The sequence below is a fragment of the Mycobacterium sp. genome, assembly GCF_965229105.1.
In the GTDB taxonomy this organism is placed as follows: domain Bacteria; phylum Actinomycetota; class Actinomycetes; order Mycobacteriales; family Mycobacteriaceae; genus Mycobacterium.
Map to the genome: position 1 here is coordinate 201,534 of NZ_OZ245858.1, position 22,718 is coordinate 224,251.

The 22,718-nt window shown below is 65.3% G+C and carries 22 protein-coding genes; 9 read left to right on the top strand and 13 right to left on the bottom strand.

Annotation, left to right across the window (positions count from 1 at the left end; genetic code table 11):
- Positions 1-8: 8 nt before the first annotated feature.
- The 9 genes from ADBZ9O_RS00975 to ADBZ9O_RS01015 form a co-directional block, all read right to left on the bottom strand.
- Entirely contained in the window at positions 9-998 is a 990-nt protein-coding gene (locus ADBZ9O_RS00975) for an FAD binding domain-containing protein (RefSeq protein ID WP_526527618.1), read from the bottom strand.
- Complete coding sequence (locus ADBZ9O_RS00980) at positions 995-1,537, bottom strand: (2Fe-2S)-binding protein (protein WP_526527619.1); 543 nt, start codon at positions 1,535-1,537, stop codon at positions 995-997. Before ADBZ9O_RS00980 ends, ADBZ9O_RS00975 begins: the two co-directional genes overlap by 4 nt.
- Complete coding sequence (locus ADBZ9O_RS00985; protein WP_526527620.1) at positions 1,534-3,786, bottom strand: xanthine dehydrogenase family protein molybdopterin-binding subunit; 2,253 nt, start codon at positions 3,784-3,786, stop codon at positions 1,534-1,536. The genes ADBZ9O_RS00980 and ADBZ9O_RS00985 overlap by 4 nt, the downstream gene beginning before the upstream one ends.
- A 23-nt stretch (positions 3,787-3,809) precedes the next feature.
- Positions 3,810-4,961 (bottom strand): FAD-dependent oxidoreductase, encoded by a 1,152-nt coding sequence (locus tag ADBZ9O_RS00990; protein ID WP_526527621.1) that lies wholly within the window; start codon positions 4,959-4,961, stop codon positions 3,810-3,812.
- Positions 4,958-5,707, bottom strand: a complete 750-nt coding sequence (locus ADBZ9O_RS00995) for an ABC transporter ATP-binding protein (protein ID WP_526527622.1) — start codon at positions 5,705-5,707, stop codon at positions 4,958-4,960. The genes ADBZ9O_RS00990 and ADBZ9O_RS00995 overlap by 4 nt, the downstream gene beginning before the upstream one ends.
- Positions 5,708-5,744: 37 nt before the next feature.
- Positions 5,745-6,539, bottom strand: a complete 795-nt coding sequence (locus tag ADBZ9O_RS01000; protein WP_526527623.1) for an ABC transporter permease — start codon at positions 6,537-6,539, stop codon at positions 5,745-5,747.
- The gene (locus ADBZ9O_RS01005; protein ID WP_526527624.1) at positions 6,536-7,357 is read right to left on the bottom strand and encodes an ABC transporter permease; all 822 of its coding nucleotides are present in this window, start codon (positions 7,355-7,357) and stop codon (positions 6,536-6,538) included. The genes ADBZ9O_RS01000 and ADBZ9O_RS01005 overlap by 4 nt, the downstream gene beginning before the upstream one ends.
- Positions 7,357-8,460: an ABC transporter substrate-binding protein gene (locus ADBZ9O_RS01010; RefSeq protein WP_526527625.1), complete on the bottom strand. Its 1,104-nt coding sequence runs from the start codon at positions 8,458-8,460 to the stop codon at positions 7,357-7,359. The genes ADBZ9O_RS01005 and ADBZ9O_RS01010 overlap by 1 nt, the downstream gene beginning before the upstream one ends.
- Positions 8,461-8,569: 109 nt before the next feature.
- Positions 8,570-10,387, bottom strand: a complete 1,818-nt coding sequence (locus ADBZ9O_RS01015) for a helix-turn-helix domain-containing protein (RefSeq protein WP_526527626.1) — start codon at positions 10,385-10,387, stop codon at positions 8,570-8,572.
- Between the two features lie 104 nt (positions 10,388-10,491).
- On the opposite strand from ADBZ9O_RS01015, the gene ADBZ9O_RS01020 reads away from it, so the two are divergent.
- From ADBZ9O_RS01020 to ADBZ9O_RS01050, 7 genes are read left to right on the top strand one after another with little or no spacing between them, the layout of a single operon-like run.
- Positions 10,492-11,943 carry an aldehyde dehydrogenase family protein gene (locus tag ADBZ9O_RS01020; RefSeq protein WP_526527627.1) on the top strand — a complete coding sequence of 484 codons (1,452 nt, stop codon included), beginning with the start codon at positions 10,492-10,494 and terminating at the stop codon, positions 11,941-11,943.
- Between the two features lie 37 nt (positions 11,944-11,980).
- Positions 11,981-13,363: an MFS transporter gene (locus tag ADBZ9O_RS01025; RefSeq protein WP_526527628.1), complete on the top strand. Its 1,383-nt coding sequence runs from the start codon at positions 11,981-11,983 to the stop codon at positions 13,361-13,363.
- Positions 13,360-14,550 carry an FAD-dependent oxidoreductase gene (locus ADBZ9O_RS01030; protein WP_526527629.1) on the top strand — a complete coding sequence of 397 codons (1,191 nt, stop codon included), beginning with the start codon at positions 13,360-13,362 and terminating at the stop codon, positions 14,548-14,550. The genes ADBZ9O_RS01025 and ADBZ9O_RS01030 overlap by 4 nt, the downstream gene beginning before the upstream one ends.
- A gap of 28 nt (positions 14,551-14,578) precedes the next feature.
- Positions 14,579-15,028: a cupin domain-containing protein gene (locus ADBZ9O_RS01035; protein ID WP_526527630.1), complete on the top strand. Its 450-nt coding sequence runs from the start codon at positions 14,579-14,581 to the stop codon at positions 15,026-15,028.
- Entirely contained in the window at positions 15,025-16,005 is a 981-nt protein-coding gene (locus ADBZ9O_RS01040; RefSeq protein WP_526527631.1) for an amidohydrolase family protein, read from the top strand. Before ADBZ9O_RS01035 ends, ADBZ9O_RS01040 begins: the two co-directional genes overlap by 4 nt.
- A gap of 2 nt (positions 16,006-16,007) precedes the next feature.
- Positions 16,008-17,087, top strand: coding sequence for an NADH:flavin oxidoreductase/NADH oxidase (locus tag ADBZ9O_RS01045; protein ID WP_526527632.1), 1,080 nt, complete (start codon positions 16,008-16,010; stop codon positions 17,085-17,087).
- Positions 17,088-17,097: 10 nt separating this feature from the next.
- Entirely contained in the window at positions 17,098-17,754 is a 657-nt protein-coding gene (locus ADBZ9O_RS01050) for a response regulator transcription factor (protein ID WP_526527633.1), read from the top strand.
- Here the strand turns inward: ADBZ9O_RS01050 and ADBZ9O_RS01055 are convergent.
- Complete coding sequence (locus ADBZ9O_RS01055) at positions 17,732-18,097, bottom strand: response regulator transcription factor (protein WP_526533764.1); 366 nt, start codon at positions 18,095-18,097, stop codon at positions 17,732-17,734. The two genes, ADBZ9O_RS01050 and ADBZ9O_RS01055, sit on opposite strands and share 23 nt — an antisense overlap.
- A gap of 136 nt (positions 18,098-18,233) precedes the next feature.
- On the opposite strand from ADBZ9O_RS01055, the gene ADBZ9O_RS01060 reads away from it, so the two are divergent.
- Positions 18,234-20,117, top strand: coding sequence for a GAF domain-containing sensor histidine kinase (locus ADBZ9O_RS01060; protein ID WP_526527634.1), 1,884 nt, complete (start codon positions 18,234-18,236; stop codon positions 20,115-20,117).
- Between the two features lie 36 nt (positions 20,118-20,153).
- Here the strand turns inward: ADBZ9O_RS01060 and ADBZ9O_RS01065 are convergent, their stop codons facing one another.
- Entirely contained in the window at positions 20,154-20,597 is a 444-nt protein-coding gene (locus ADBZ9O_RS01065; RefSeq protein ID WP_526527635.1) for an STAS domain-containing protein, read from the bottom strand.
- 218 nt (positions 20,598-20,815) lie between these two features.
- Positions 20,816-21,484 (bottom strand): SGNH/GDSL hydrolase family protein, encoded by a 669-nt coding sequence (locus ADBZ9O_RS01070; protein WP_526527636.1) that lies wholly within the window; start codon positions 21,482-21,484, stop codon positions 20,816-20,818.
- A gap of 69 nt (positions 21,485-21,553) precedes the next feature.
- Here ADBZ9O_RS01070 and ADBZ9O_RS01075 point away from each other — a divergent pair, with 69 nt between their 5' ends.
- Positions 21,554-21,778 carry a hypothetical protein gene (locus tag ADBZ9O_RS01075; RefSeq protein ID WP_526527637.1) on the top strand — a complete coding sequence of 75 codons (225 nt, stop codon included), beginning with the start codon at positions 21,554-21,556 and terminating at the stop codon, positions 21,776-21,778.
- On the opposite strand, the gene ADBZ9O_RS01080 is transcribed toward ADBZ9O_RS01075, so the two are convergent.
- The gene (locus tag ADBZ9O_RS01080) at positions 21,775-22,707 is read right to left on the bottom strand and encodes a carbohydrate kinase family protein (RefSeq protein WP_526527638.1); all 933 of its coding nucleotides are present in this window, start codon (positions 22,705-22,707) and stop codon (positions 21,775-21,777) included. The genes ADBZ9O_RS01075 and ADBZ9O_RS01080 overlap by 4 nt on opposite strands.
- Positions 22,708-22,718: the final 11 nt, after the last annotated feature.

The window sequence follows — 22,718 nt, forward strand, 5'->3', positions numbered from 1 at the left end:
TGGGATGTCTAGCCGGTATTGACACTCGCCTTCGTCAGTGCGCGCACGACGGCGTGCCGACCCAGATCGATCTTGAAGGCGTTCTGGCTCAGCGGTGTCGCACCTACCATCGCCAGCTGCGCCGCCTGCCGGAATGCGTCATCTCCTGGTCGCCGGCCGATCAGGCTGTTCTCGGCGTCGGTGACCCGCCACGGAATCGACGCCACACCGCCGAGCCCGAGGGCGGCCGAGCGGATGACACCATCCTTGATGCGCAGACCGGCCGCCACCGACACCAGGGCGAACGCGTAACTGTGCCGGTCACGCACCTTCAGGTACCACGAGTTCTCGGCATACGTCGAGGGTGGCAATTCGATACCGAGGATCAGTTCGGCAGGACGCATCGTGTTATCGCGCTGAGGCTCGTCGCCAGGCAGCCGGAAGAACTCCCCGATGGGGATGCTGCGTTGGCCGTCTGGACCCTGGACACGGACAGCGGCGTCCAAAATGACCAATGCGACGGCCATATCGGAGGGGTGAATGGCGACGCAAGCATCGCTGGCACCGAAGATGGCGTGCTCGCGGTTGAAACTGTCCCGCGCCGCGCACCCGGATCCAGGCACCCGCTTGTTGCATTGCGCGAAGGCAGTTTCCATGAAGTACGGACAGCGGGTGCGTTGCAGCAGATTGCCACCCGCGGTCGCCATGTTTCGCAGCTGCGTGGTGGCGCCGGACAGGATGGCCTGAGACAACACCGGATACTGCGACCGGATCAACGGGTCGTTGGCGATGGCGCTGTTGGTCACCCCTGAATCGATGAGCACTCCACCGGTATCGGTGGCGGTGATGGTCTTCAGATCGAGTCGACGGACATCGACGAGCGCCGGCGGCGCCTCGACCCCGCCCTTCATCAGATCCAGCAGGTTGGTTCCGCCGGCGTAGTACTTTCCGCCCGTTGCCACCACGCTCGCGATGGCGCCTTCGACAGTACTGGCGTGTTCGAATTCGAAGGTTTTCATGCGCGCTGGCTCCCCGCGACCGCACTGATCGCGTCGACGATGTTGGCGTAGGCACCGCACCGGCAGATGTTGCCCGCCATCCGTTCACGGATTTCGTTGTCGGTCAACGTCGCCGGACCGTTGCACACCGTTTGGCGACCACATTCGAAGGACACCATCGACAGGTCACCACGGGCGTGCTCGCGCAGCAGGGCATGCGCAGACGAGATCTGACCCGATGTGCAGTAACCGCACTGGAATCCGTCGCGCTCGACGAATGCCTCCTGTAGCGGATGCAGCTCGCCGTCGTCTTCTCCCGCGATACCTTCGATCGTCTGGACGTCGCTGCCGTCGATCGACGCCGCCAGTGTCAGACAGCTCACGACCCGCTCGCCGTCGACAGTGACGGTGCACGCCCCGCACAGCCCATGATCACACCCCTTTTTGGTGCCGGTCAGGTGCAGCCGTTCGCGCAACAGGTCCAGCAACGTCGACCGGATATCGGCGGAGACAGTGCACGGCGCGCCGTTGATCTGCAATGTGATGACCGTGTCGCTCATCGAATGCCTTCCTGTTCTACCTGGCCGCCGAACGGTGTCATCAGGCTCTCCAGCGTTATCGGTAAGTCGCGCAGCCGTTTTCCCGTAGCGTGGAAGATCGCGTTGGCGATCGCCGCGGGTACCCCGCAGGTGCCGATCTCGCCGATCCCCCTGACCCCGATCGGGTCCAGTCCGTAATCGGGCACATCGATGAAGCTGATATCGAACTCGGGTCGGTCGGCGTGAGTGGGCAGGTAGTACTCGCCGATCAACTGCGCGGTGTGCGAATCGTAGGGAACCTGTTCCAGCAGTGCCATTCCGAGCCCGAAGGTGATCCCGCCCATCACCTGGTTGCGCGCCAGCTTCGGGTTCAGGACCCGGCCGCAGTCGAGCACGGCCACCCAGCGTGTCACCGTGGCGCGGCCGATCTGTTCGTCGACCTCGACTTCGCAGAAATGCGCGCCGAACGACTGTGACACCGTGTCATCCTGTTCGGGCCCGCCGCTGGTGATGGTGAACGTCAGGTTCTCCAGAGCACCAGGATCCAGCGTCCGCAGCCAGTCGGCCACGTCGACTACGGCACCGCCGGTGGCCGCGACCTTCCCGTCCCGGATCGATGTATCCGGGTCGGCGCCCATCAAGGCCAGCAGGCGGGATCGCCATTCGGCGGCGGCCTGATGGACTGCGGAGCCGACCGTTGCGGTGGTCTGCGAGGCGCCGCTGTACGGGGCATCGGGGAAGTGCGAGTCGCCAGAGCAGAAGCTCACCTGATCAAGGCGTAGCCCGGCCGTCTCTGCCGCGACCTGAGTCATCACCGTCCGCACCCCATTACCCACTTCATGTGTGGCAGAGGAGAATTGGATCATCCCTGACGAATCGGTGGTCACGCGGCAGCCCGCAGGCATCCGCCGACCGGGATAGGTGGCCGTCGCCATTCCCCAGCCGACCTGGACACCATCGCGCGTCAGTGAGCGGGGGGCCATCGGCCTGTCCGCCCACCCGAACCGCTGCGCACCGTGGGTGTAGCACTCCCGTAGGTGCTTACCCGACCACGGCTTACCGCTGGCCTGGTCGTGGTCGGTGTCGTTGCGCAGCCGCAGCTCGACCGGATCGGTGCCGGTGGCGTAGGCCAGTTCGTCCATGGCCACTTCCAGGGCGAACAGGCCGGGCGCCTCACCCGGGCCCCGCATGAAACATGGTGTCGGCGCGTTGATTCGGGCCACCGTATGCGATACCACCAGCCGGGGTGACTGATAAAGGAATCGGGCCGACAAGCCGGTTGGTTCACAGAAATGCGCCACCGTCGAGGTCTCGGTCAGCGTGTGCTGTTCGGTGCTGACGATGCGGGCATCCTCGTCGGCGACCAGGCTCAGCTGCTGTTCGGTTCGCGGCCGGTGCCCTGTCGAGGAAAACATCTGGTCGCGGGTGAGCACCAGTTTGACGGGGCGCTGCACCTGTCGCGCCGCGACAGCGGTCAGCGCGACGTGCATCCACAGGAAGCTCTTGGAGCCGAAGGCGCCACCGACGAGCGGAGACAGAATGTGGATATCGGCTTCCTGGACGCCGAGATAGGCGGCCAGGGCGGTGCGCTCCCCCGTGATCCAGCGGGTGGTGTCGTGAATGGTGAGAACATCACCGTCCCAGGCCGCGATCGTCGATGCCAGCTCGATCGGATAGTGCGCATTGATCGGCGTGGTGTACCGCGCCGACACCTTGACCGGGCCGACGGGTTCGGCCTCGGCACCGCGGTGGTCCTGCAGCTTCTCCTCTTCGAGCTTGACGAAGTGATCCGGCTGGTATGCCCCGTGCCGAATCTGGCCGTCGTTTTCGTCGGGCGCCACCGGCTGACCGACCACATCGGCCGCCGAAAGCTGCGGTACCGCAGACTCATACGCCAACTCGATCAGCGACGCCGCGAATGTCGCGTTCTCCGGAGTATCGGCGATCACCATCGCCATATGCTGACCGACATGCTGGACGGTCAGATCGGCCAGCGGCGGCCGGCGTTCCAGCGGGAGGTCATAGCTCAAAGCGCGCGGCGGGGCGTGCAGCGGCGGGCAGTTCAGCGGGGTCAGCACCGCGAGCACTCCCGGTGCCGCCAGCGCGCGGACAGTACCGCTTTCCAGAGAGTCGCGGGTGACCCGACCATGCGGGATCTCGGACTGGACCAGCGCGGCATAAGTGAGGCCCGCCAGGTCGACATCGGCGGTATAGATCGCCCGCCCGGTCACCTTGTCGAGGCCTTCGACCCGATTGACGGATGACGTCATATTCCTCTCCATTCCCGATCGAGTCACAGTGCAAACTGAGGGCCGTCGTTACCGAGTGACGATTGTGCCGCCAATCGGACACCGTGGCGCGCCACGGCCACGAGATGCCCCAGCCGTTGCGCTTCCCAGCTGGTCAGGTTCCGCTTCAGCTCATCCGAAGAGGCGGCACCACCGATGGCCCGTGCCAGACCGGCGGCATCGCCAAACGCCTTCGACGTTCCCGACGCGGTGTGTGGCCGCACTGTTCCGGCGGCATCACCGATGAGCACCGTGCGATCACCGACCATTCCCGCCGGCGGCACATCGAACACCGGCTGCATGAAGATCGTCGAATGCGCCACCAGTTCGGCGAACTGCGGGGGCAGCTGTTCACCGGCAAGGTCGGTCAGCCAGGCGGTGGTTTCCACCGTCAATTCCCCCGGCGGGACGAAATGGTCGTAGCGACGGCCCGAGCGACCGGTCAGCAACTGCGCGAGGCCGGCGTGCGGGGTGTTGAGGTACCAGACCCAGTTGACGCGTCGCGCTCCTGGCTCACGTTCACCGGCAGCGCCGGGGACGAGGTAGCACAGCAGCTGCAGGCCGGGCACGCCGTACATGGTGAACCGCTCCGCGAGGAGCTCCACCAGATGTGCGGGTAGGTCGCCTTCCTGTTCCAACCCGCGGAACGCCACATATCCCGAATAGCTCACTGCCCCAGGAAGGTTCATTATCGAACGCACCGTCGACCCGACGCCGTCCGCACCGACCAGCAACCTGCCTTCGGCCCGGTAGCCGTCGGCAAAGGTGGCTGTGACTTCTTGCCCGTCGTCCCCTTCGCCAATCTCGGCCCGCACCAGCGTGCTATCCAGTCGGTAACACACATCGGGCAGTGGCTGCCGTAGCGCGTCAAAGAGGTTGTCCCACGCCGTCATCCACTGCGGAGCGCCGTAGCGGGTGACACGGCCGTCGCGGTGCAACTGCTGGCGTTCGCGGAGTAAGACGCTGACCGATGGCACCGACCGCCCGATCCTGCCGAGAAGATCTTCGACTTCGGGCTGCATGACGATTCCCGCACCCCGGGGTTGTGTGCGGTCGACCGAGCGCTCGTAGATCGCGACGTCGACCCCGATCGAGCGGAGCTCATGGGCGACCGCAAGCCCGCCCAGCGAGCCACCGACGACGAGCGCCCTCTTCACGCAGCCGCCGCCTCAAGGGTTTCGAAACGCGCCAGCACCTCCGCCTGCATCAGCGCGACGTCAGGATCGGAGGCGCGTCGCGGACGGGGCAGGTCCACGTCGATGGTTTCGTGGATGCGACCGCCGGGCGCGAGAACCACGATTCGGTCGGAGAGCTGGACGGCCTCGGTGACATCGTGCGTCACGAACATCACTGTGCGCCGCGACTCCAACCAGATCCGTTCCAAATGCTCGCGCAGATTTCTCGAGGTCATGGCGTCGAGATGGCTGAACGGCTCGTCCATCAACAACACATCGGGCTCGACGGCGAACGCGCGGGCGATACCGATCCGTTGTTGCTGGCCGCCGGAGAGCTGCGACGGGTAACGATCGGCGACGTGGCTGAGCCCCACCAGCTCCAGGTAGTGTCTGGCGCGCGCCTCCCAGCCGCTGCGTTCTCGCTGGACAAAGCCGAGGTTCTGCATGACGGTGCGCCACGGCAACAGCCGGGGATCTTGAAAGACATAGCCCACATGGGCTTTCGCGCCGTCGGCGCCATCCCCGTGTAATGCCACGGAGCCGCCGGAGTGCGGTTCGATACCGGCGACGATGTTGAGCAGGGTGCTTTTACCGCTGCCAGACGGACCGACAATGGAGACGAACTGTTCACCTTCGATGGTGAGGTCGATACCGTCGAGCACACTGGTCTGGTTGCCACGATTGTCGTGATAGTTCTTCACGAGTCCGTCGATCACGATGGAGGCCATGATGGAGTCCTTTCAGATTTCAGTGGGAGAGCAGGAATTAGGCTTGACGCCAACGGGTTACGTGATTCTCCAAGAAGCCAAGGGCCTGGTTGGCGATGATCAGGAACGCGATGAACAGCAGCACCCAAGCCAGAAAGCCGTCGAGCTGGTTTGCGTCGTACCAGTATCGGGCCCGCCATCCCACACCGGAGGTGGAGCCGAACCATTCGGCCAGCAGGAGCCCGTTCCAGGCGCTCATGATCGCGAATCGCACTGCGGCTATGGTCGATCCCGCCACCGCCGGCGCAATGATCTGCCGCAGCACCTCGATCCGGCCCACTCCGAACGCCCGCGCCATCAGTATGGTCTCGGCGGGAATCGCCCGGACTGCCTTGGCGATGTTGACGATCACGAAGGGCAGCCCCGAGAGGAACACCGTCGTCACCGGGGTGAGCCACCCGAAGCCGAACCACATGGTGGTCAGCAGCGCCCAGATGACTGCCGGTATCGCCAGACCGGCCATCGTCAGGTCAGTGAGCGCATAGTCGGCGATCCGCGACAGCCCCATCGCCACCCCGAGGATCGCGCCCACCACCAACGCCGCCACCAGACCCAGGACGAACCGGTTCATGCTCACCGCCAGATTGGCCCACAACTCGCCGTCGGCGCTTTCTGATTGGAGCCTGCTGACGGTGTCGACCAACGAGGGCACCCGGTGGCCGAACAGCACGGCGAGCTGCCAGACCGCCAGCATCGTCAGAATCGAGGCGAGCCAGGCGACGCCTGCGGTCAGTTGTGTTGCCCCCCGGCGGCGCCAGCCCGCCCGGGTCGTCTCTGCGACGGTGAGCGTCATACGAGTTCCTTTCTCCAAGCGAACAAACGGTGTTCGAGGTAGACGAGGCCACGCTCGATCACGATCATCACGACGACGAACAACAGGGTCCAGGCGAGCATGTCGTCGACCTGAAACTCCTGATAGGCCTTGCGGATCATGAATCCGACGCCGTTCTGGGCACCGAACACCTCGGTCAGGGCTTCCACTTTCCATGCCATGGCGAATCCGTACCGGACCCCGACCAGAACGAACGCGCTGACCGCAGGCAGGTACACGTGCCGCACCACATCACGTGGGGTCCGTCCGAAGGCATCGCACATTCGCAGTAGTCCACCATCGACCGAGCGGACACCTTCGGCCACATTGATGGCGATGAAGGGGACGGCGACCAGAGCGGACACCACGATGGGTCCCGCCGGTCCCACCCCGAAGATCACCAGGGCGAACACGGCGTAGGTCAGGCCGGGAACGTTGCCGAGGACGAACATCGGCAGGGCGAGATAGGAATTCATGAAACTGCTTCGGCCCATGAGGAACCCGAGCGGTAGCCCAGCCGCGACCGCCAACGCGAAGCCGGCCCCGATCTTGGCCAGCGTGGTCGCGAAGTTGCTGAATGCCTCGCCGCTGGCCAGGATATCGACGACCCGTGCGAACACCTCAAGTGGGCGCGGCACAATGTTGTCATCGACGATGGCGGCCGCCACTGCCCAGATCAACAGGGCCGCCGCCAGCGCGGCCAGCGAGACGACCCAGCGGATGGTCTGCTGATTTCGCGGACCCCGTACTGGAATAGGCTGCACTGCAGGTGCTTCCGATGAGTGAATCGTCGTCGTCATCAGTTGGTCCTCTCAGTGGGGAGAAACCTCGGGTCGGCCACGCTGTCCTCGATGACATCGGTACGTCGCATCAGGTCGAAGATGGAGGCCTCGTCCTCGGCCCATTTCTGGTCGAATCGAACGTTGTCGACCACCCAGTCGTGGTCGTCGATATAGGACGTGATGAAGGCGACGTCCTCAGGGCTGGCAACCGCGAAATGCTGCGGATAGCGCTCGATGATCTCGTCGCGGTGGGCCTGCCACTCCGTCAAGCCGCGGTCCCAGAGGTCGAGGAAGGCCGATACTTCCTTCGGATGGCTCTCGGCCCAGTCTTTCCGGGCCACAAAGACATTCCCCATCGGACCGTCATGGCCAGGCGCGTTGAGTTCGGCGAACAGATCGGCCGACGACTTGCCGTCGTACAACGGCCGGACGCTACCCTGGCGCAGTTCGTTGACCGACAGGTCCGGATAACAGATGCACGCGTCGATCTCACCGCGCGCCAGCAGACCGGACAGGTTCTGGATATCCGCCACCACCAGGTCGAAGTCACCCCCGGTCAGGTCCAGATCGTGCATCTGCTTGACCAGCGCACTCCAGACCAGCGTGCCGGAGACGGTGGTGAAGACTCCGAGCTTTTTACCCTTGAGATCGGCCACCGAGGTGGCCGGGTCGCCGGCGCGCACCATCAGCCGGCTGCGCTCGGTGTTGTAGCGACCGATGATGACGGTTTCTCGTTCGGTCTGCTTTTCGAGGCCGGGGACCTCGAACGACGCCGAAGAAATGATGTCGGCATGACCGCCGGCGAAGAGGCCGAATTCATCCCAGGTGGCCGAGGTCTCGATCGCGATTCCGGTGTCTCGCTGGAATTCGTCGACGATCCCCTCGTCATGCATGTAATCCCAGATGGGATCGGGGGCAAAGGTGAAGCGAATGACGCCGTCCCTGGCGGCACGCGAGGAGGCTGGGCCGCCGAGGCCGGCTGCGCACCCGGTGGCACCGAGGGTCAGTGCCATCAGGCTGATCAACGATATCGCTGCCCGGAGAAGGAGTTTGGAGTGTCTGGAGCGCACGAGGCCCATCTCACTTTCGATGTGGGTGACCGTCTGTTTGTGACCCGCCATTTTGTGACTGGAGTCACTGACTTCGATCACCTTGCGCTGCCGACGAACCTATCCACAATGTCGTGCGAGACATACCTGCGGCCGATCAGATGTCCCTGTGGACACAGCTTCAGCTCAGAGACGCGACGTCCTGCACGGTCAAAGCCGCGCTGAACTGCAGTGTTACGGAAGGGTCGGCCAGCTCGACACCACAGAGTTGTTCGATACGACGAAGCCGTTGGGTGACGGTGTTCGGATGGATATGCAGCCTGCGCGCGGTCCGGTTCCGGTCATGACGGCATGCGAAGTAACTCCGCAGGGTGTCGGCCAAATCGGTGTGATGACTATCGTCGTAGTCCAGCAGCGGACCGAGGGTGCGTCTGGCGAAGGTGACCAGCTGGGTCGAATCCTCAAGTTGGAGCAGCAGCCCGAGCACACCCAGATCGGCAAGCTGCACAACGGTATTCGTGCGACCGGCCCCGACCGCGATATCCAGGGCACCTTTGGCTGTCCGATACGCCTCGCCATAGGAGGTTCCGTTGTCGGTGGTCTGCACCGACAGTGCCACGGTCGCATCGACCGTTCTGGACACCGCGCTCATAGTGCGCTGCACCAGTTCGGCTGCGGTGGAACCGGACTCGACACCGCGACCCGGTTCACCGTCGGTGATCGGCCACAGAGTGACGATATTCCCGCGGTGCATCGCCGCCAGCGGGCGCGGCTGATAGGGCTGGACCAACTCGCCCACCAGCGTCAACGAACGTTGATAGAGGCGGGGCTCAGCCGGTTCGTCCGCGACACTCAGTGCGCCCACGATGGCCACGTGCGGGCGGGTCAGGTCATGACCGAGGCGGTGCGCCCGCTGCAGTACCTGGTCGGATACCTGCGAACCGCCCCCGAGCAGGTCGGCCAGCAGCTCGCCGCGCAGCCGGTGTTCCACTTCGACCGCGGTGCGGATACGGAGCAGCTCCAGCGATGTCACGATCGACGCGTGCTCCACCGCACGCACGGCGACGGGGTCAAGGTCAGAATCCCCGGCGGGAAACCAGATTCGGGCGGCGACGTCATCGCTGAGCTTCGCGGTCGACACCCAGAACCGCCGATCCGGGTCGGCACTGCTATTGACCAGCACTGGCGTGGACGACGCATCCGCGTCGACGGTTGCGGCCGCCCGCCATCCCGCGGCCGGCAGGTCGTCATCGGCCCCGGCGCTGGCCAGCACCGCATTGCTCGAATCGTCGATGAGCACCGGCCTGCCGATCAACTCGGCCAGGACCGTGGCGATACCGCCGAGCCCGCCGGAGCGCAGCGTCACCGCCAACAGCCGTTCGTGGATCTGTTCGGAGCGGGTGAGGGCATCACGCTGTTCGCGCAGTGATTCGTTGAGCTGGCGCAGCTGGTCGAGCCGACTGGCCGATGTCAGCGCGATCGCGGCGTGGTTGGCCAGAAGGGTCAGCCGCTCGATCTCGTGACCGGTGAAGGTGTGCACCGGCGAGTAGTAGCCGTTGAGTGTGCCGAGGATCTCTTCGCCGGCAACCAGCGGAACACACACGATCGCGCGGTAGCCCTGCTCTCTGGCGACCCCACCCCACGGCGTGAATTCGGGTTCGGTGGTGATGTCGCGGATCGCCACCGGCTGACCACTATGGAACGCCTTACTCGACGGCGATCCGCTGTCCAACCGCACCGGTCGATCGGTGTTGACCCGATCGACGTAGTTGGCCGACAACCCGCTCCAGCCGGCGATCACCAAGGCCTCCACCGGTGGATCGGGTATGAGCACACCGCAGAAATCGAACCCGAGCAACGTCCTGGCGGTATCGGCGACCAGATCGAGCACCTGCTGGAGGTCTACAGCCGACGTCGCAGCAGCGCTCAGCGTCCGCAGTGCATCGAGCCAGGTCAATAGCTCAACTCCCGGCTGCCGACCCGCATCCACTGACGTCACACGCTCCAATTTGCCACGTTTAGTGTTGACCGGTACATGCTTATGGCGAAATAGTGTTCCGCCAGACATTGAGACCGGTCGCCGGTGTGACGACACTCATAGTCATGACCACGGCAGAAAAACGCAGCATCATCAATCCCGCCACGGGCGCTGTGCTCGATACCGTTGCCGAACAGGATGCCGCTGCGGTCGACGCCGCGGTGGCTACGGCCCGCACGGCGTTCGAGAGCGGCGTGTGGCCGGCGATGGTGCGCAGCGACCGCGCCCGACTGCTCCTGCGGATCGCCGACGCGATCGAGGATCGCGCCGAGACGCTGTACACGTTGGAGGCGCTCAACAACGGTCGGCCGATCACCGAGACCCGCGCACAGCTGTCTCGAGTGCCGGAATGGTTCCGCTACAACGCGGGCCTGCTCGCCGCCCAGCGCCAGGCGGTGCTGCCGGGCGACGGCCCCTATCTGACCTACCAGCAGCGGCTACCGCTCGGGGTGTGCGGCATCATCACGCCGTTCAACCACCCGCTGCTGATCCTGGCCCGCAGCCTGTCCGCAGCGCTGGCCAACGGCAATACCGTGGTCGTCAAACCGTCCGAGCTGACGCCGCTGACCACCCTGGCGCTGGCCGACATCATGGCGTCCGCCGGCCTACCCGACGGGGTCGTCACCGTGGTCACCGGTGGGCGAGACGCCGGTATCCGACTGACCCAGCATGAAGACGTCGCCAAGATCACGCTGACCGGCGGGACCGAGGCGGGCCGGGCGGCGGCACTGGCCACCGCCGCCCGATTCGCCAGGGTGACCGCCGAACTCGGGGGTAAGACGCCGGTGTTGGTCTTCGACGATGTCGACCCGGTCGCTGCGGCCGAGGGCGCTGCGTTCGCCGCGTTCGTCGCGGCGGGCCAATCCTGCGTCGCCGGCTCCCGATTCCTGGTGCAGCGCAATAACTATGACGCCTTCGTCGCCGCCCTCGCTGCGCGCGCGAACGCGATCCGGATCGGTGACCCGACCCTGCCCGATACGCAGATGGGACCGCTGATCAGCGCGCGGCAACGGAATAAGGTGCGCGAGCTGATCGACGTAGGGGTGGCCGAAGGTGCCCGCCTGGCGGCCGGCGGTGGTGTGCCGGATCTGCCAGAGACCCTGCGCGACGGGTTCTTTCTCCAACCGACGGTGCTGGCCGATGCCACGATGGAGATGACGGTCGCGCGTGAAGAAATCTTCGGACCGGTCGCCGTCGTCATCCCCTTCGACGACGAGGACGACGCCGTCCGGATGGCGAACGACAACCGCTTCGGCCTCGGCGCCGGGGTGTGGACCACCGATATCGGCCGGGGCCACCGCGTCGCATCGCGCATCGTGGCAGGCATGGTGTGGGTCAACGATCACCATCGGCTCGAACCCTCGCTGCCCTGGGGCGGCGTCAAGGAATCCGGTATCGGCAAGGACGCCGGAACCGAGTCCTTCGACGACTTCTCCTGGATCAAGACCATCGTTGTGCGCACCGCCGCAGAACCTGTCGACTGGTACGGCGGTCCCGACCAGGGCCGGCTGAACTAACAGCCGCTGAACCCGTACCCCCAGAAAGGGATTTCGCATGTCCATCCGAACACAGCGGTCAGCGGGCACAAAGCCCGGCTGGCGCACCGAGATCAGTCGGGCCCAATGGCTCGTCCTGGCCGGCACCACACTCGGCTGGGGCCTGGACGGCTTCGCAGGCAGCCTGTACATCCTGGTGCTCGGACCCGCGATGGGAGAACTGCTGCCCAACAGCGGAGTTGCGCCAGGGCCCGCGTCGATCGGCTACTACGGCGGCCTGACGGTGGCGCTGTTTTTGATCGGCTGGGCCACCGGCGGAATCCTGTTCGGCGTCCTCGCCGACTACTTCGGCCGCACCAGGGTGCTCTCCGTGGGAATTCTGACCTATGCGGTGTTCAGCGCGTTGGCGGCCTTCGCCGACACCTGGTGGCAACTCGGCATCCTGCGCTTCATCGCAGGCCTGGGCTCCGGAGTCGAAGCTCCCGTCGGGGCCGCGCTGATCGCCGAGACCTGGCGCAACCGCTTCCGGGCCAGGGCAGGCGGAATCATGATGTCCGGTTACGCGGCCGGATTCTTCGCCGCGGCAGCCACCTACGCCCTGTGGGGCAGCCACGGCTGGCGACTGATGCTGGCACTGGCCGGCCTGCCCGCCCTGCTGGTGTGGTTCATCCGGCGCTACGTTCCCGAACCGCCCGAGATCGGAGCGCATATGGACGCCCGGCGCGAGCGGAAGCGCTTGGGCCAACAGGTTTCTCACGATCGGTTCGTGCTCCGCAGGCTGATCGAGCCGCCACTGTTGCGCCCCATGGCAGTCTGCACGGCGTTGGCCACCGGTGCGCTGATCGCCTTCTGGAGTGTCACCACCTGGTACCCCCAGATCCTGCGGCAACTCACCGCGGCCCAGGGGCTACCGCACGCAGTCGCTGACCACCGGGTCGCCGTGGCCGCGATGCTGTTCAACGCCGGCGGCATCATCGGATACGCGTCCTGGGGTTTCCTGGCCGACGCGATCGGCCGACGGAAGGCATTCCTGGTCAGCTTCGCCATCTCTGCGCTTTCGGTGGCCTGGACATTCCCGTTCGACCGCGGCTACTCCGAATTCCTGATCGCCATGCCATTTCTCGGCTTCGGCCTGTTCGGCGCTCTCTCTGGCACGTTCATCTACGCGCCGGAACTTTTCCCGCCCAGCGTGCGGGCCACCGCGCTGGCGGTGTGCAACAGCGTCGGTCGATACGTGACCGCCCTCGGCCCACTCACCGCAGGCGCCATCGCAACATCGTGGTTCGCCGGCAACCTCGGCCTGGCCACCGCGTCCGTGGCGGCCCTCGGCCTGATCGCCGTCATCGGACTTGCCTTCGCCAAGGAGACCCGCGGCGAGCCCATGCCTTCGGATCCCCTCATCGAAAACACCACTCCCGACACCGAGAAGAGCCCGTCATGACCGACTACAGCCACGCGTCCGCGATCGTGATCGGCGGCTCGATCGGCGGTCTCACCACCGCACTATTGTTGCGCGACCTGGGATTCACCGTCGACGTCTACGAACGCACACCCATCGCCCTCGACGGCCGCGGCAGCGGTATCGTGCTGCAACCCGATACGGTCCGGTGGTTCACCGATCGCAGCACCCAGGACCTCGCCGATCTGAGCACGTCCACCTCCTACGTTCAGTATCTGGACCGCACGGGCGATCTGGTCTACCGCGAACAATGCACATGGACCTACACCTCGTGGGGCACCTTCTACCGTGCACTGCTGGCCGACTTCGGCACCGAGCATTATCACTACGGCGAATACGCCTGCGGTTTCGACCAGGACGAGAGCGGCGCGACGGTCCGTTTCGTCAGCGGTGCAACGGTATCGGCTGATCTGGTGGTCTTCGCCGACGGTGTCACCTCGGTTGCCCGTGAGCGGTTTGATCCCGATGCGAGCCTGCGCTACGCCGGTTACATCGGCTGGCGGGGCACCGTCCCGCTGCGCGATCTCGATCAGGCGACGCGAGACGTGCTGCAGGACTCGATCACCTACGATCTGATTCCCAACTCGCACATCACGATGTACCCCATCCCAGGCGAGAATGGTCTCGGCCTCGAAGACCGGTTGATGAACTACGTCTGGTACCGCAACGTTGCCGCCGGTCCCGACCTGACCGAGATGCTGATCGACAAGCGTGGGTTCCCCGGCACCGTCTCCGTGCACCCCGGCCAGGTACAGGACCGCTATGTCGCCGAGATGAAACGGGCCGCCCGCGAACTCCTGGCGCCCGCGGTGGCCGACGTCGTCGTCGGTACCGAAACCCCTTATCTACAGGTGCTTTCCGATGTCCGGTCGGCACGGATGGCATTGGGCCGGGTCGCGCTCATCGGGGATGCGGCGTGCGCCGCCCGGCCCCATGCTGCAGCGGGCACCGCGAAGGCTGCGGCTGACGGCTGGGCGCTGGCCGCCGCACTTGCGGAGGCGGGCGGCGATATCACCGCGGCCCTGACCAAGTGGGAGCCGGCACAGCTGCAACTCAGCGATTCCCTCCTGCGCCGGGTGGTGGCGATGGGCGAGCGATCGCAGTTCACCAATACCTGGACACCGGGAGATCCCGACCTTCGCTTCGGCCTGTACGGACCCGGCCACTAACCATCGCACCACCTAGGAAGGAAAATCCATGACCGACAACAGCTTCCTCACCGATCTGCCTCTCGCCGGTGAGCTCGTCGCTTCAGATTTCGAGAGCTGGCCCGACTGGCTCAAGTCGGAATTCGCCGAACACGCCCACGACGGTGAAGTCGGCTCCCGACTCCTCAGCGAGAACTCACGGGTCAGGGTGTGGGAAATTCGGTTGTCGCCCGGCGAGCGGTGGCACGCCCACCGCCACGTGCTCGACTACTTCTGGACCGCGATCAATGCGGGTAGCAGCCGTCAGCACACTCATGACGGGACGGTGCGGGAAGTGTCCTATCAGGCCGGTGAAACACGTCACTTCCATTTCGGCCCTGGCGAATACCTGCTGCACGATATCGAGAACATCGGCGACGGCGAGCTGGTCTTCACCACCGTGGAACATCTCGACAGCGCCAACGACGCACTGCCCATCGACGGGAGCCGCCGCCAGTGATCACCGAAGCCATCGCACCCGGCGTCATCGACGTACACGCGCACTGGTTGCCGCGAGACTTGTTCGAGCTGCCCGGCAGCGGGCCGCACGGTGCCATGCATGATCGTGACGGCGAGCTCTATCTCGGGGATATCCCGCTATCGATCACCACCAGTTCGATGAGTGATGTGCCGGCCATCCTCGACGATATGCGGCGCGCCGACGTCGGTGTCCGCGTGCTGTCCGCGCCACCTTTCGCGTTTCCGTTGGAAGCCGGCGCCGACGCCGACTCCTATGTGGCGGCGTTTAATACCGCGCTGGCGGACGTGGTGGCCGGCGCCGACGGCGCCCTGCTCGGGCTGGGAATGGTCACCCTGGCCGATGCGGCCTCGTCGACCGCCCAGCTGGCGCTGCTGGCGCAGACCGAGGGTATCGCGGGGGTGGCGATACCGCCGGTAGCCGGTGGTCAGTCGTTGGACGGGCCTGCGCTGCACCATGTGCTCACCGAAGCTGCCCGCCTGGATCTGGCGGTGCTGGTGCACCCGATGCAACTGCCCCGGCCGGAATGGTCGGAGTACTACCTGACCAATCTGATCGGCAATCCGGTCGAATCAACAACGGCGGTCGCCTCGTTGATCCTCAGCGGTATCAAGGATGCGTTGCCGGGTCTGCGGATCTGCTTCGTGCACGGCGGAGGTTGTGCCCCAGGACTACTCGGTCGCTGGACGCACGGCTGGACGATGCGCGGCGATGTGCGCCGCGCGACCAGCCGGCCACCGCAGGAGGCGTTCGCGGAGTTGTACTTCGACACCGTCACCCACGATCCTCATCAGCTCACGCTGCTCTGCGAATTGGCAGGTGCCGAGAAGGTGGTCTGCGGTAGCGACTATCCCTTCGATATGGCCGAGGCCGATCCCGCCCGCTTCGCCGTCGAGCACGGGCCGGGTCGGGAGACCCTGATCGCTGCCGCTCGGGCGTACCTCGGGAAGGGAAAGTAAGCATGGCCCATCTGTTCACCCCGCTCACACTGCGCGAGGTCACCTTCGCCCACCGCGCCTGGATGTCGCCGATGATGCAATTCGCGGCCGTGTCCAGCGGAGCCGATACCGGTGCACCCAGCGACTGGCATCTGCAGCATTTGGGTTCGCGCGCAGTGGCGGGAGCCGCACTGGTGATGGTGGAGGCCACCTCTGTCGATCCCATCGGACGCAGTAGCGTCTTCGACCTCGGGTTGTGGAATGACAGGCAGGAAAATGCCTTTCGGCGCATCACCGATTTCGTCACTGCGCAGGGCTCAGTCCCCGGTATCCAGTTGGTGCACGGTGGTCGCAAGGCTTCCACCGGACGGCCCTGGGCCGAACCAGGGGAGCGCTGGCCCACGGTCGGCGCAAGCGCAGTTCCCTTCGGGCGGTTGCCCAGCCCCGCCGAACTGAGCCTCGACGCCATCGCCACTATCGTCGAGTCGTTCGCCGAATCGGCCAGACTCGCTGCCGCGGCGGGTTTCCGGGTACTCGAATTGCACGGGGCACATGGCTATCTCATTCACCAGTTCCTTTCACCGCACTCCAATACCCGCACCGACCACTACGGCGGCTCTCTGGAGAACCGACTGCGCTTTGCGTTGGAGGTCGTGACCGCTGTCCGCCGCAGCTGGCCTGCCGAGCTGCCGTTGTTCTTCCGCGTGTCGGCCACCGACTGGCTCGGCGGCGATACCGACGACGCCCGCCCAGGCTGGACCGTCAGCGACACCGTCGAATTGGCGACGCGACTGAAACCACTCGGTGTCGATCTGATGGACGTCTCGACCGGCGGATCCGCACCGGACGCCAAGATTCCAGTGGGCCCCGGTTACCAGGTCCCGTTCGCCGCGCAGGTTCGCAAGGAAGCCGAGATCCCCACTGCTGCGGTCGGGATGATCACCGAGGCCGATCAGGCCGAGGGCATCATCACCGGCGAACAGGCCGACGCGGTCTTCTTGGCCAGGATCCTGCTCCGCAACCCGGCCTGGATTCGCCAGGCCGCCGACCATCTCGGCGCAACCCTGCACCACCCGCCGCAGTACAGCCGCGCTTTCGGGTAGCGTCACCTCAATGACGGACCCGATCCGGGTGGTGATCGCCGACGATGACGTCCTCCTACGCGAGGGTCTCGCGAGCCTGTTCGGCCGCTCCGGATTCGAGGTCGTCGGTCAGGCCGGCGACGCTACCGAACTACTCGGCCTGGTGCGGGAACTCGTGCCGCAATTGGTCGTCGTCGATATCCGGATGCCGCCGGACCACAGCACCGAAGGTCTCGACGCCGCCAAAGTGATTCGGCAGGAGCTGCCGGATATCGCGATCCTGGTGTTGTCCAGCCATATCGACGTCGACCACGCAATGGAGCTTCTGGCCGGTGGGCGCGCCATCGGCTACTTGCTGAAGAACCGGGTCACCGATGTGGCCGACTTCGTCGACACCATCACCAGGATCGCCGGCGGCGCCTCGGTCGTGGACCCCGCGCTGGTTGCGGAGTTGGTCTCCGCGCGCAGACGCGATGACCCGCTGGCCGCTCTGAGCAGCAGAGAGCGCGAGGTGCTCACCTTGATGGCAGAGGGCCTGTCGAATGCCGGTATCGGTAAACGGATCTGGGTCACCGAAGGCACCGTGGAAAAGCACGTCCGCAGCATCTTGACCAAACTCAATCTCCCGGAGGCCGGTGATGATCACCGTCGCGTCCGGGCGGTGATCATGTACCTCGAGAGCCGATGACCAGATCACGGATCGCGTCGGGCGATAGCGCGAACTTGGGCAGGAACCCCAATGCGGAGCTGGCCGAAATCATATCGACCAGATCCTGCTCGTCATGGGTGGAAATCAGGATGACCGGTGGGGCAGGCGTTCCGGCGCGGTGAAGTTCTTCGGCGACATCGAAACCGCTTTCCAGCCCCAGATCGATATCGACCAACGTGACATCGGGCAGCAGATTGCGGTAGCAGCTCAGCGCCTCGACGGTGTTGGCGGCCATCCCGACGACCGAAATACCCGCACTCTCCAGCATGGTGCTCGCGGCGTCGCGGAAGGCCGCGCTGTCATCGACGATCAGGCAGCGCATGGGATCACCTCTTTCCGGAACACTGTTCGAGCTTGGCAGATCGACCACCCCGTTGGCATTACCGCTAGCCGGAACTTTCACACCCATAGACCGCTACGTCGCTACCTGATCCGGCCGACCGATCTACCATCAGCGCGTGCCTGATCTATCCCCCGACACCGATAGTCGCTGGTCGGCCCTGCGGGGCAGGTTTCTGACGTTATTGCTGCGGCCGACCGCGCGACCGTTCGGGTGGGGTGTGGTGGTGGCGATCTCGTTCATCGCCGCAGAGGTCGTCATTGTCCACCAACTCAAGCGCGTCGCGCCCGATAACGCCTTCGGGGCAATCTTTCTGCTCGGCGTCCTCGTCGTCTCGGCGGGCTGGGGTTTCGGGCTAGCGGTCGCAACGTCGATCGCCAGCGCCGCGGTCTACGTCTACATCCATCTCGAGGGCAGCGACAGCCTGGTACCAGCGTTGTTCGTTTTCCTACCGGTGGCACTGCTGGCCAACATCCTGGCCGGCCAGGCGCGACTGCGTGCCGAAGAGGCCGAACAACGTCGACTCGAAGCCGATCTCGCCGCCACCCTGGCCCGGGTGATGCTGCGGGCCGGTGATCTGCCGCGTGCACTGGACGATGCGGGCCAACGGATGGCGCAGGTCCTGGGACTGCGGTTCGCACGGTTACGAACCGGCGACGTGCCCGCCGAGGCCGGCACCTCGGCCCTTCCGCTCCAGGACGGTGAAACCCAGACCGGGACACTGCTGGTACCGGACGATCTGGACGCGTCGACCTACCGGCGGCTGCGCCGGATGTTCCCGGCCTTGGAGGCGCTCCTTGCCGCCGCCTGCGAGCGCGAACAGAAACTGCATGCCGCCCAAGAGGAGGTGGCGATCAGCCATGCCAGGGTCAGTGCGCTCGCCAAAGAGCAGACCGCACTGCGGCGGGTGGCCACCGCGGTGGCACGCGGCGCGGATACCACCGCGGTGTACCCGGCGGCCGTCGCCGAACTGGCAGGCGGCCTTGAAGCCGAACACGTCACGCTGCTGCGGTACGACTCCGAAGATCTCTGCACGGTTGTCGCCGCCCATGAAGGCCGCGACGGGGTGGTGGATGTTGTTGCGGGTGAGAGCTTTTCGCTGAGTGGCGATAGTCTGGCCACCCAGATCCGACGCACGTCGAAGCCGGCCCGCATCGATGACTACCGCATCGTCGATGGCCCGATCGCCGAGCGGCTCCGCGGCATGGGGCTGCGTACGGGGGTCGGTGCCCCGGTGATCGTCGACGGTCGGGTTCGGGGCGCGCTGGTCATCGGTTCGGCCCGGCCCGAACCGATGCCCGCCGATACCGAGGCCCGGGTCAGTGATTTCGCCGATCTGGTGGCGACCGCCATCGGCAATGCCGAAACGCGGGCCGAGCTGACCGCGTCGCGGGCCCGCATCGTCGCCGCAGCCGATCAGGCGCGCCGCGGTTTCGAGCGTGACCTGCACGACGGTGCCCAGCAGCGGATCGTCTCGCTCGGATTGCAGTTGCGCACATTGCAATCGACGGTGTCGCCCGATACCGAAGAACTGGCCGCGCTGCGCGACGGGCTGACCCACGCGGTGGACGGTCTCGGCGGACTGTACACAGATCTGCAGGAACTCTCCCGCGGCCTGCACCCGGCCATCCTGTCCAAAGGAGGGCTGGCGCCGGCGATCAAAACGCTGGCCCGACGCTCCACCGTGCCAGTGCGCCTGGAACTGGAGATCGACCGGCGACTCCCGGATCCCATCGAGGTGGCGGCCTACTACGTGGTAGCCGAAGCCCTGACGAACGCCGCGAAATACGCTAACGCCAGCGAGGTATCGGTGCGGGTCGCGTCCCGTGAGTGCGAGCTATATCTATCCGTCAGCGATGACGGTGTTGGCGGCGCCGTGTCCGGTGCCGGCTCGGGGCTGATTGGACTCAAGGACCGGGTCGAAGCCCTCTCCGGCCGGCTACGTATCGCCAGCCCCACCGATGGCGGCACCACTTTGACCGCGACCATCCCCACCAGCTGACAGCTCGTCTACCCCGTCGGCCATCCGGCCGACGCGTTAGGCGGTCTTGGCCAGAAGCGGAAGCAGCCTGCGCCGGGTGTGCAGTTCGTCGGCGAAATGCTCGAGAGCGTCCGGCACGGACGCGGTGGTGACGAAGTAATCGTCGCGCAACCGCCGGGTCACGGCGGGGCTAGGGATCAACGCCCACTCCACACCGGCGGAGCGGCACTGCTCGTCGACCGTACGCAGGAACGGAAGAGCAAGTGCGCCACAGGAATCGACGCCGCTCATGTCCAGAACGAAGGGCTTCTCGGCCAAGATGAAACGACGCGCCTCCTTGCTGAGCGCGTCGATGTTCTTCGCGTCAACCCGGCCGGTCACCGTCACGACGGTGGCGAGCTGGCGGCACTGTGCCCGCAATTGGGCGCCGTGGCAGTCGAACAGGGGGTTGCCGTACCGAAACTTGACGCTCGGAGTTGAGGCGGTAGCGGTAACGCTCATGTTCACCCTCGTTTCGCTTGTGCGGCTGAATTGGCTGATACGTCGCTGTCAGCTCAACCTGGGTGTGACGTTAATCCGCTAACTTAAGGTACTTGCGAGTCACGACTAATAACCTGTTAAGAGAAGTTTTGGCAACAATCCGCCTGCTCTGAGCAACGTCCCTATCGAGACTGCGTATCAGAGTGCTTAGATTGGCGCCGACATCGCCAGCTGATCCCTCAGCTCAGCAACGCACGCACCTGCTCAGCCAGCGCCACGCCAAGGTCGTGGTTGTTCTGTTCGGAGAAATGGATGCCATCGCAGCCGTCGGTACTGATCACCGAACCCGCGTCGAGGAACGGCACCTTGAAAAAGGACGTCATCGCGCGGTAGGCCTCGGCCAGCGCCGCCGACTTCTCCTGCCCGCCCGCGAACATCAGCTGAAACCACGGGTCAGGCATCGCAGCCAGCGGTGGCGGGGCGACCACCAACAGCTTGGGGGCCGGGTAAGTGGTGCCGATGCCACCGGCGGAGGTGAGTACCTGCACGGCCAGAGTGGACATCCCGGTGGCGATATCGAACGGCGTGCGGTCGAAGTACACCTTGGTGTCATTGGTACCCAGCAGCAGAATCACCAGGTCCAGCGGCAGGTGACTCGCCAATGCCGCTGGTAGATAGGCCGCGCCGTTGAGCCGGGGATCCGTCGGGTCGTCGATATTCGTGGTGCGGGCACTGAGCCCCTCTTCGATGACCACGTAATCCTCACCAAGACCGTCGGCCAGGACACCGGTCCAGCGGGTGCCGCGCGGGTACCGCTCGGTGGGGGAACCCGCGACTGCGGGAACCCATCCCCAGGTGAGCGAGTCGCCAAAGCACAGGACAGTCTTGGTGGGCTTCTTGGTGGGCACGAAGAGCATGATGCCTCAGAAAACCTCGTTTGGCCGATGCCCCACCTGGGTATCAAGCGGATCATGGTGATGAGCGACCCCACGACCACAAACGTCTCTGACGGCGAAGCCGCCAGCGGCCTAGGGCTTTTCCTTCTGTTGTTCGCCGTGATCGCGTTGGCCATCGGACTGGCCGGGCTCACGCTGGGGCACGCCGCATTCGCCGCATTCGGTGGAACCATCGCCGTCATCGGCTTCGTCGGCAGTATGGCCTGCTTCGTCGCCGACACCCGGCGCTACGAGCTCCGCGGTTAGTCGGATTCGCCAAACAGGTCAGCGCGTCTCGCCTGCGCGGCCGTCCCACCGACCGCCCGGGTAGATAGGCTCCCGCACCTCACTGCACGCTCCAAACAGGCTGCGCCGGAAAGACCTTCGAGCATCCCGCTGATGAAGCCGGCATCGAAGGAGTCACCTGCACCGGTGGTGTCGACGACATCGGTAGCCACGACCGGCACAGTGATAACCGGCCCGCCCTCCCACAGCACCCCGCCCTTGGCACCATCTTTGAGAGCCACGTGACAGCCAAGAGCAACGATCTGGGCGGCCGCGGTCTCGATATCGGAGCTCCGTGTCATGGCGAGCAGTTCGGCGGCATTCGGAAAGACGATATTGGTCTCGCCCAACAGCGGGAGCACTCCGCCCCACCTTTCGGCCGGGTCCCAGTTCGTGTCCAAAGACGTGGTGGCGCCCCCGGATCTGGCGGCGCTGAAGATGGTCGGCAGGTGCGGCGCCAACCGAGGTAGCAGGAACAGCGACGCGCTGTGTACGTGCCGAACGCTGCTGAGCAGATCGGCGTCGACGACGTCAGCGCCGGTGTGGCCCAACGCACCTGGGAAAGTGAGGATCGCCCGATCCCCCGCTGAGAGTACGACGCTGAGGCCGGTGGCGACGGTTGGGTCGGTACGTACCCACCGGGTGTCCACCCCCGCGGCGATCAGCTCGCCGCGGACGAACTCCCCAAAGTGATCGGCTCCGACAACGGCAGCCAGGGCAGTCGGAACTCCGAGCCGGGCCAGGCCGCACGCGGCGATGGCCGCCGATCCGCCAAGGAGGAGATCAGCGGAGTCCACCAACTTCTCGACCTGGCCGAACTGCGGAACCAAATTTTCGGGATCACCGGTCATCAACAGATCCGGGTTGGCGTCCCCGATCACCAGCACCTCTGGCGGTCGCATGATGTTCATGTTTGCACACT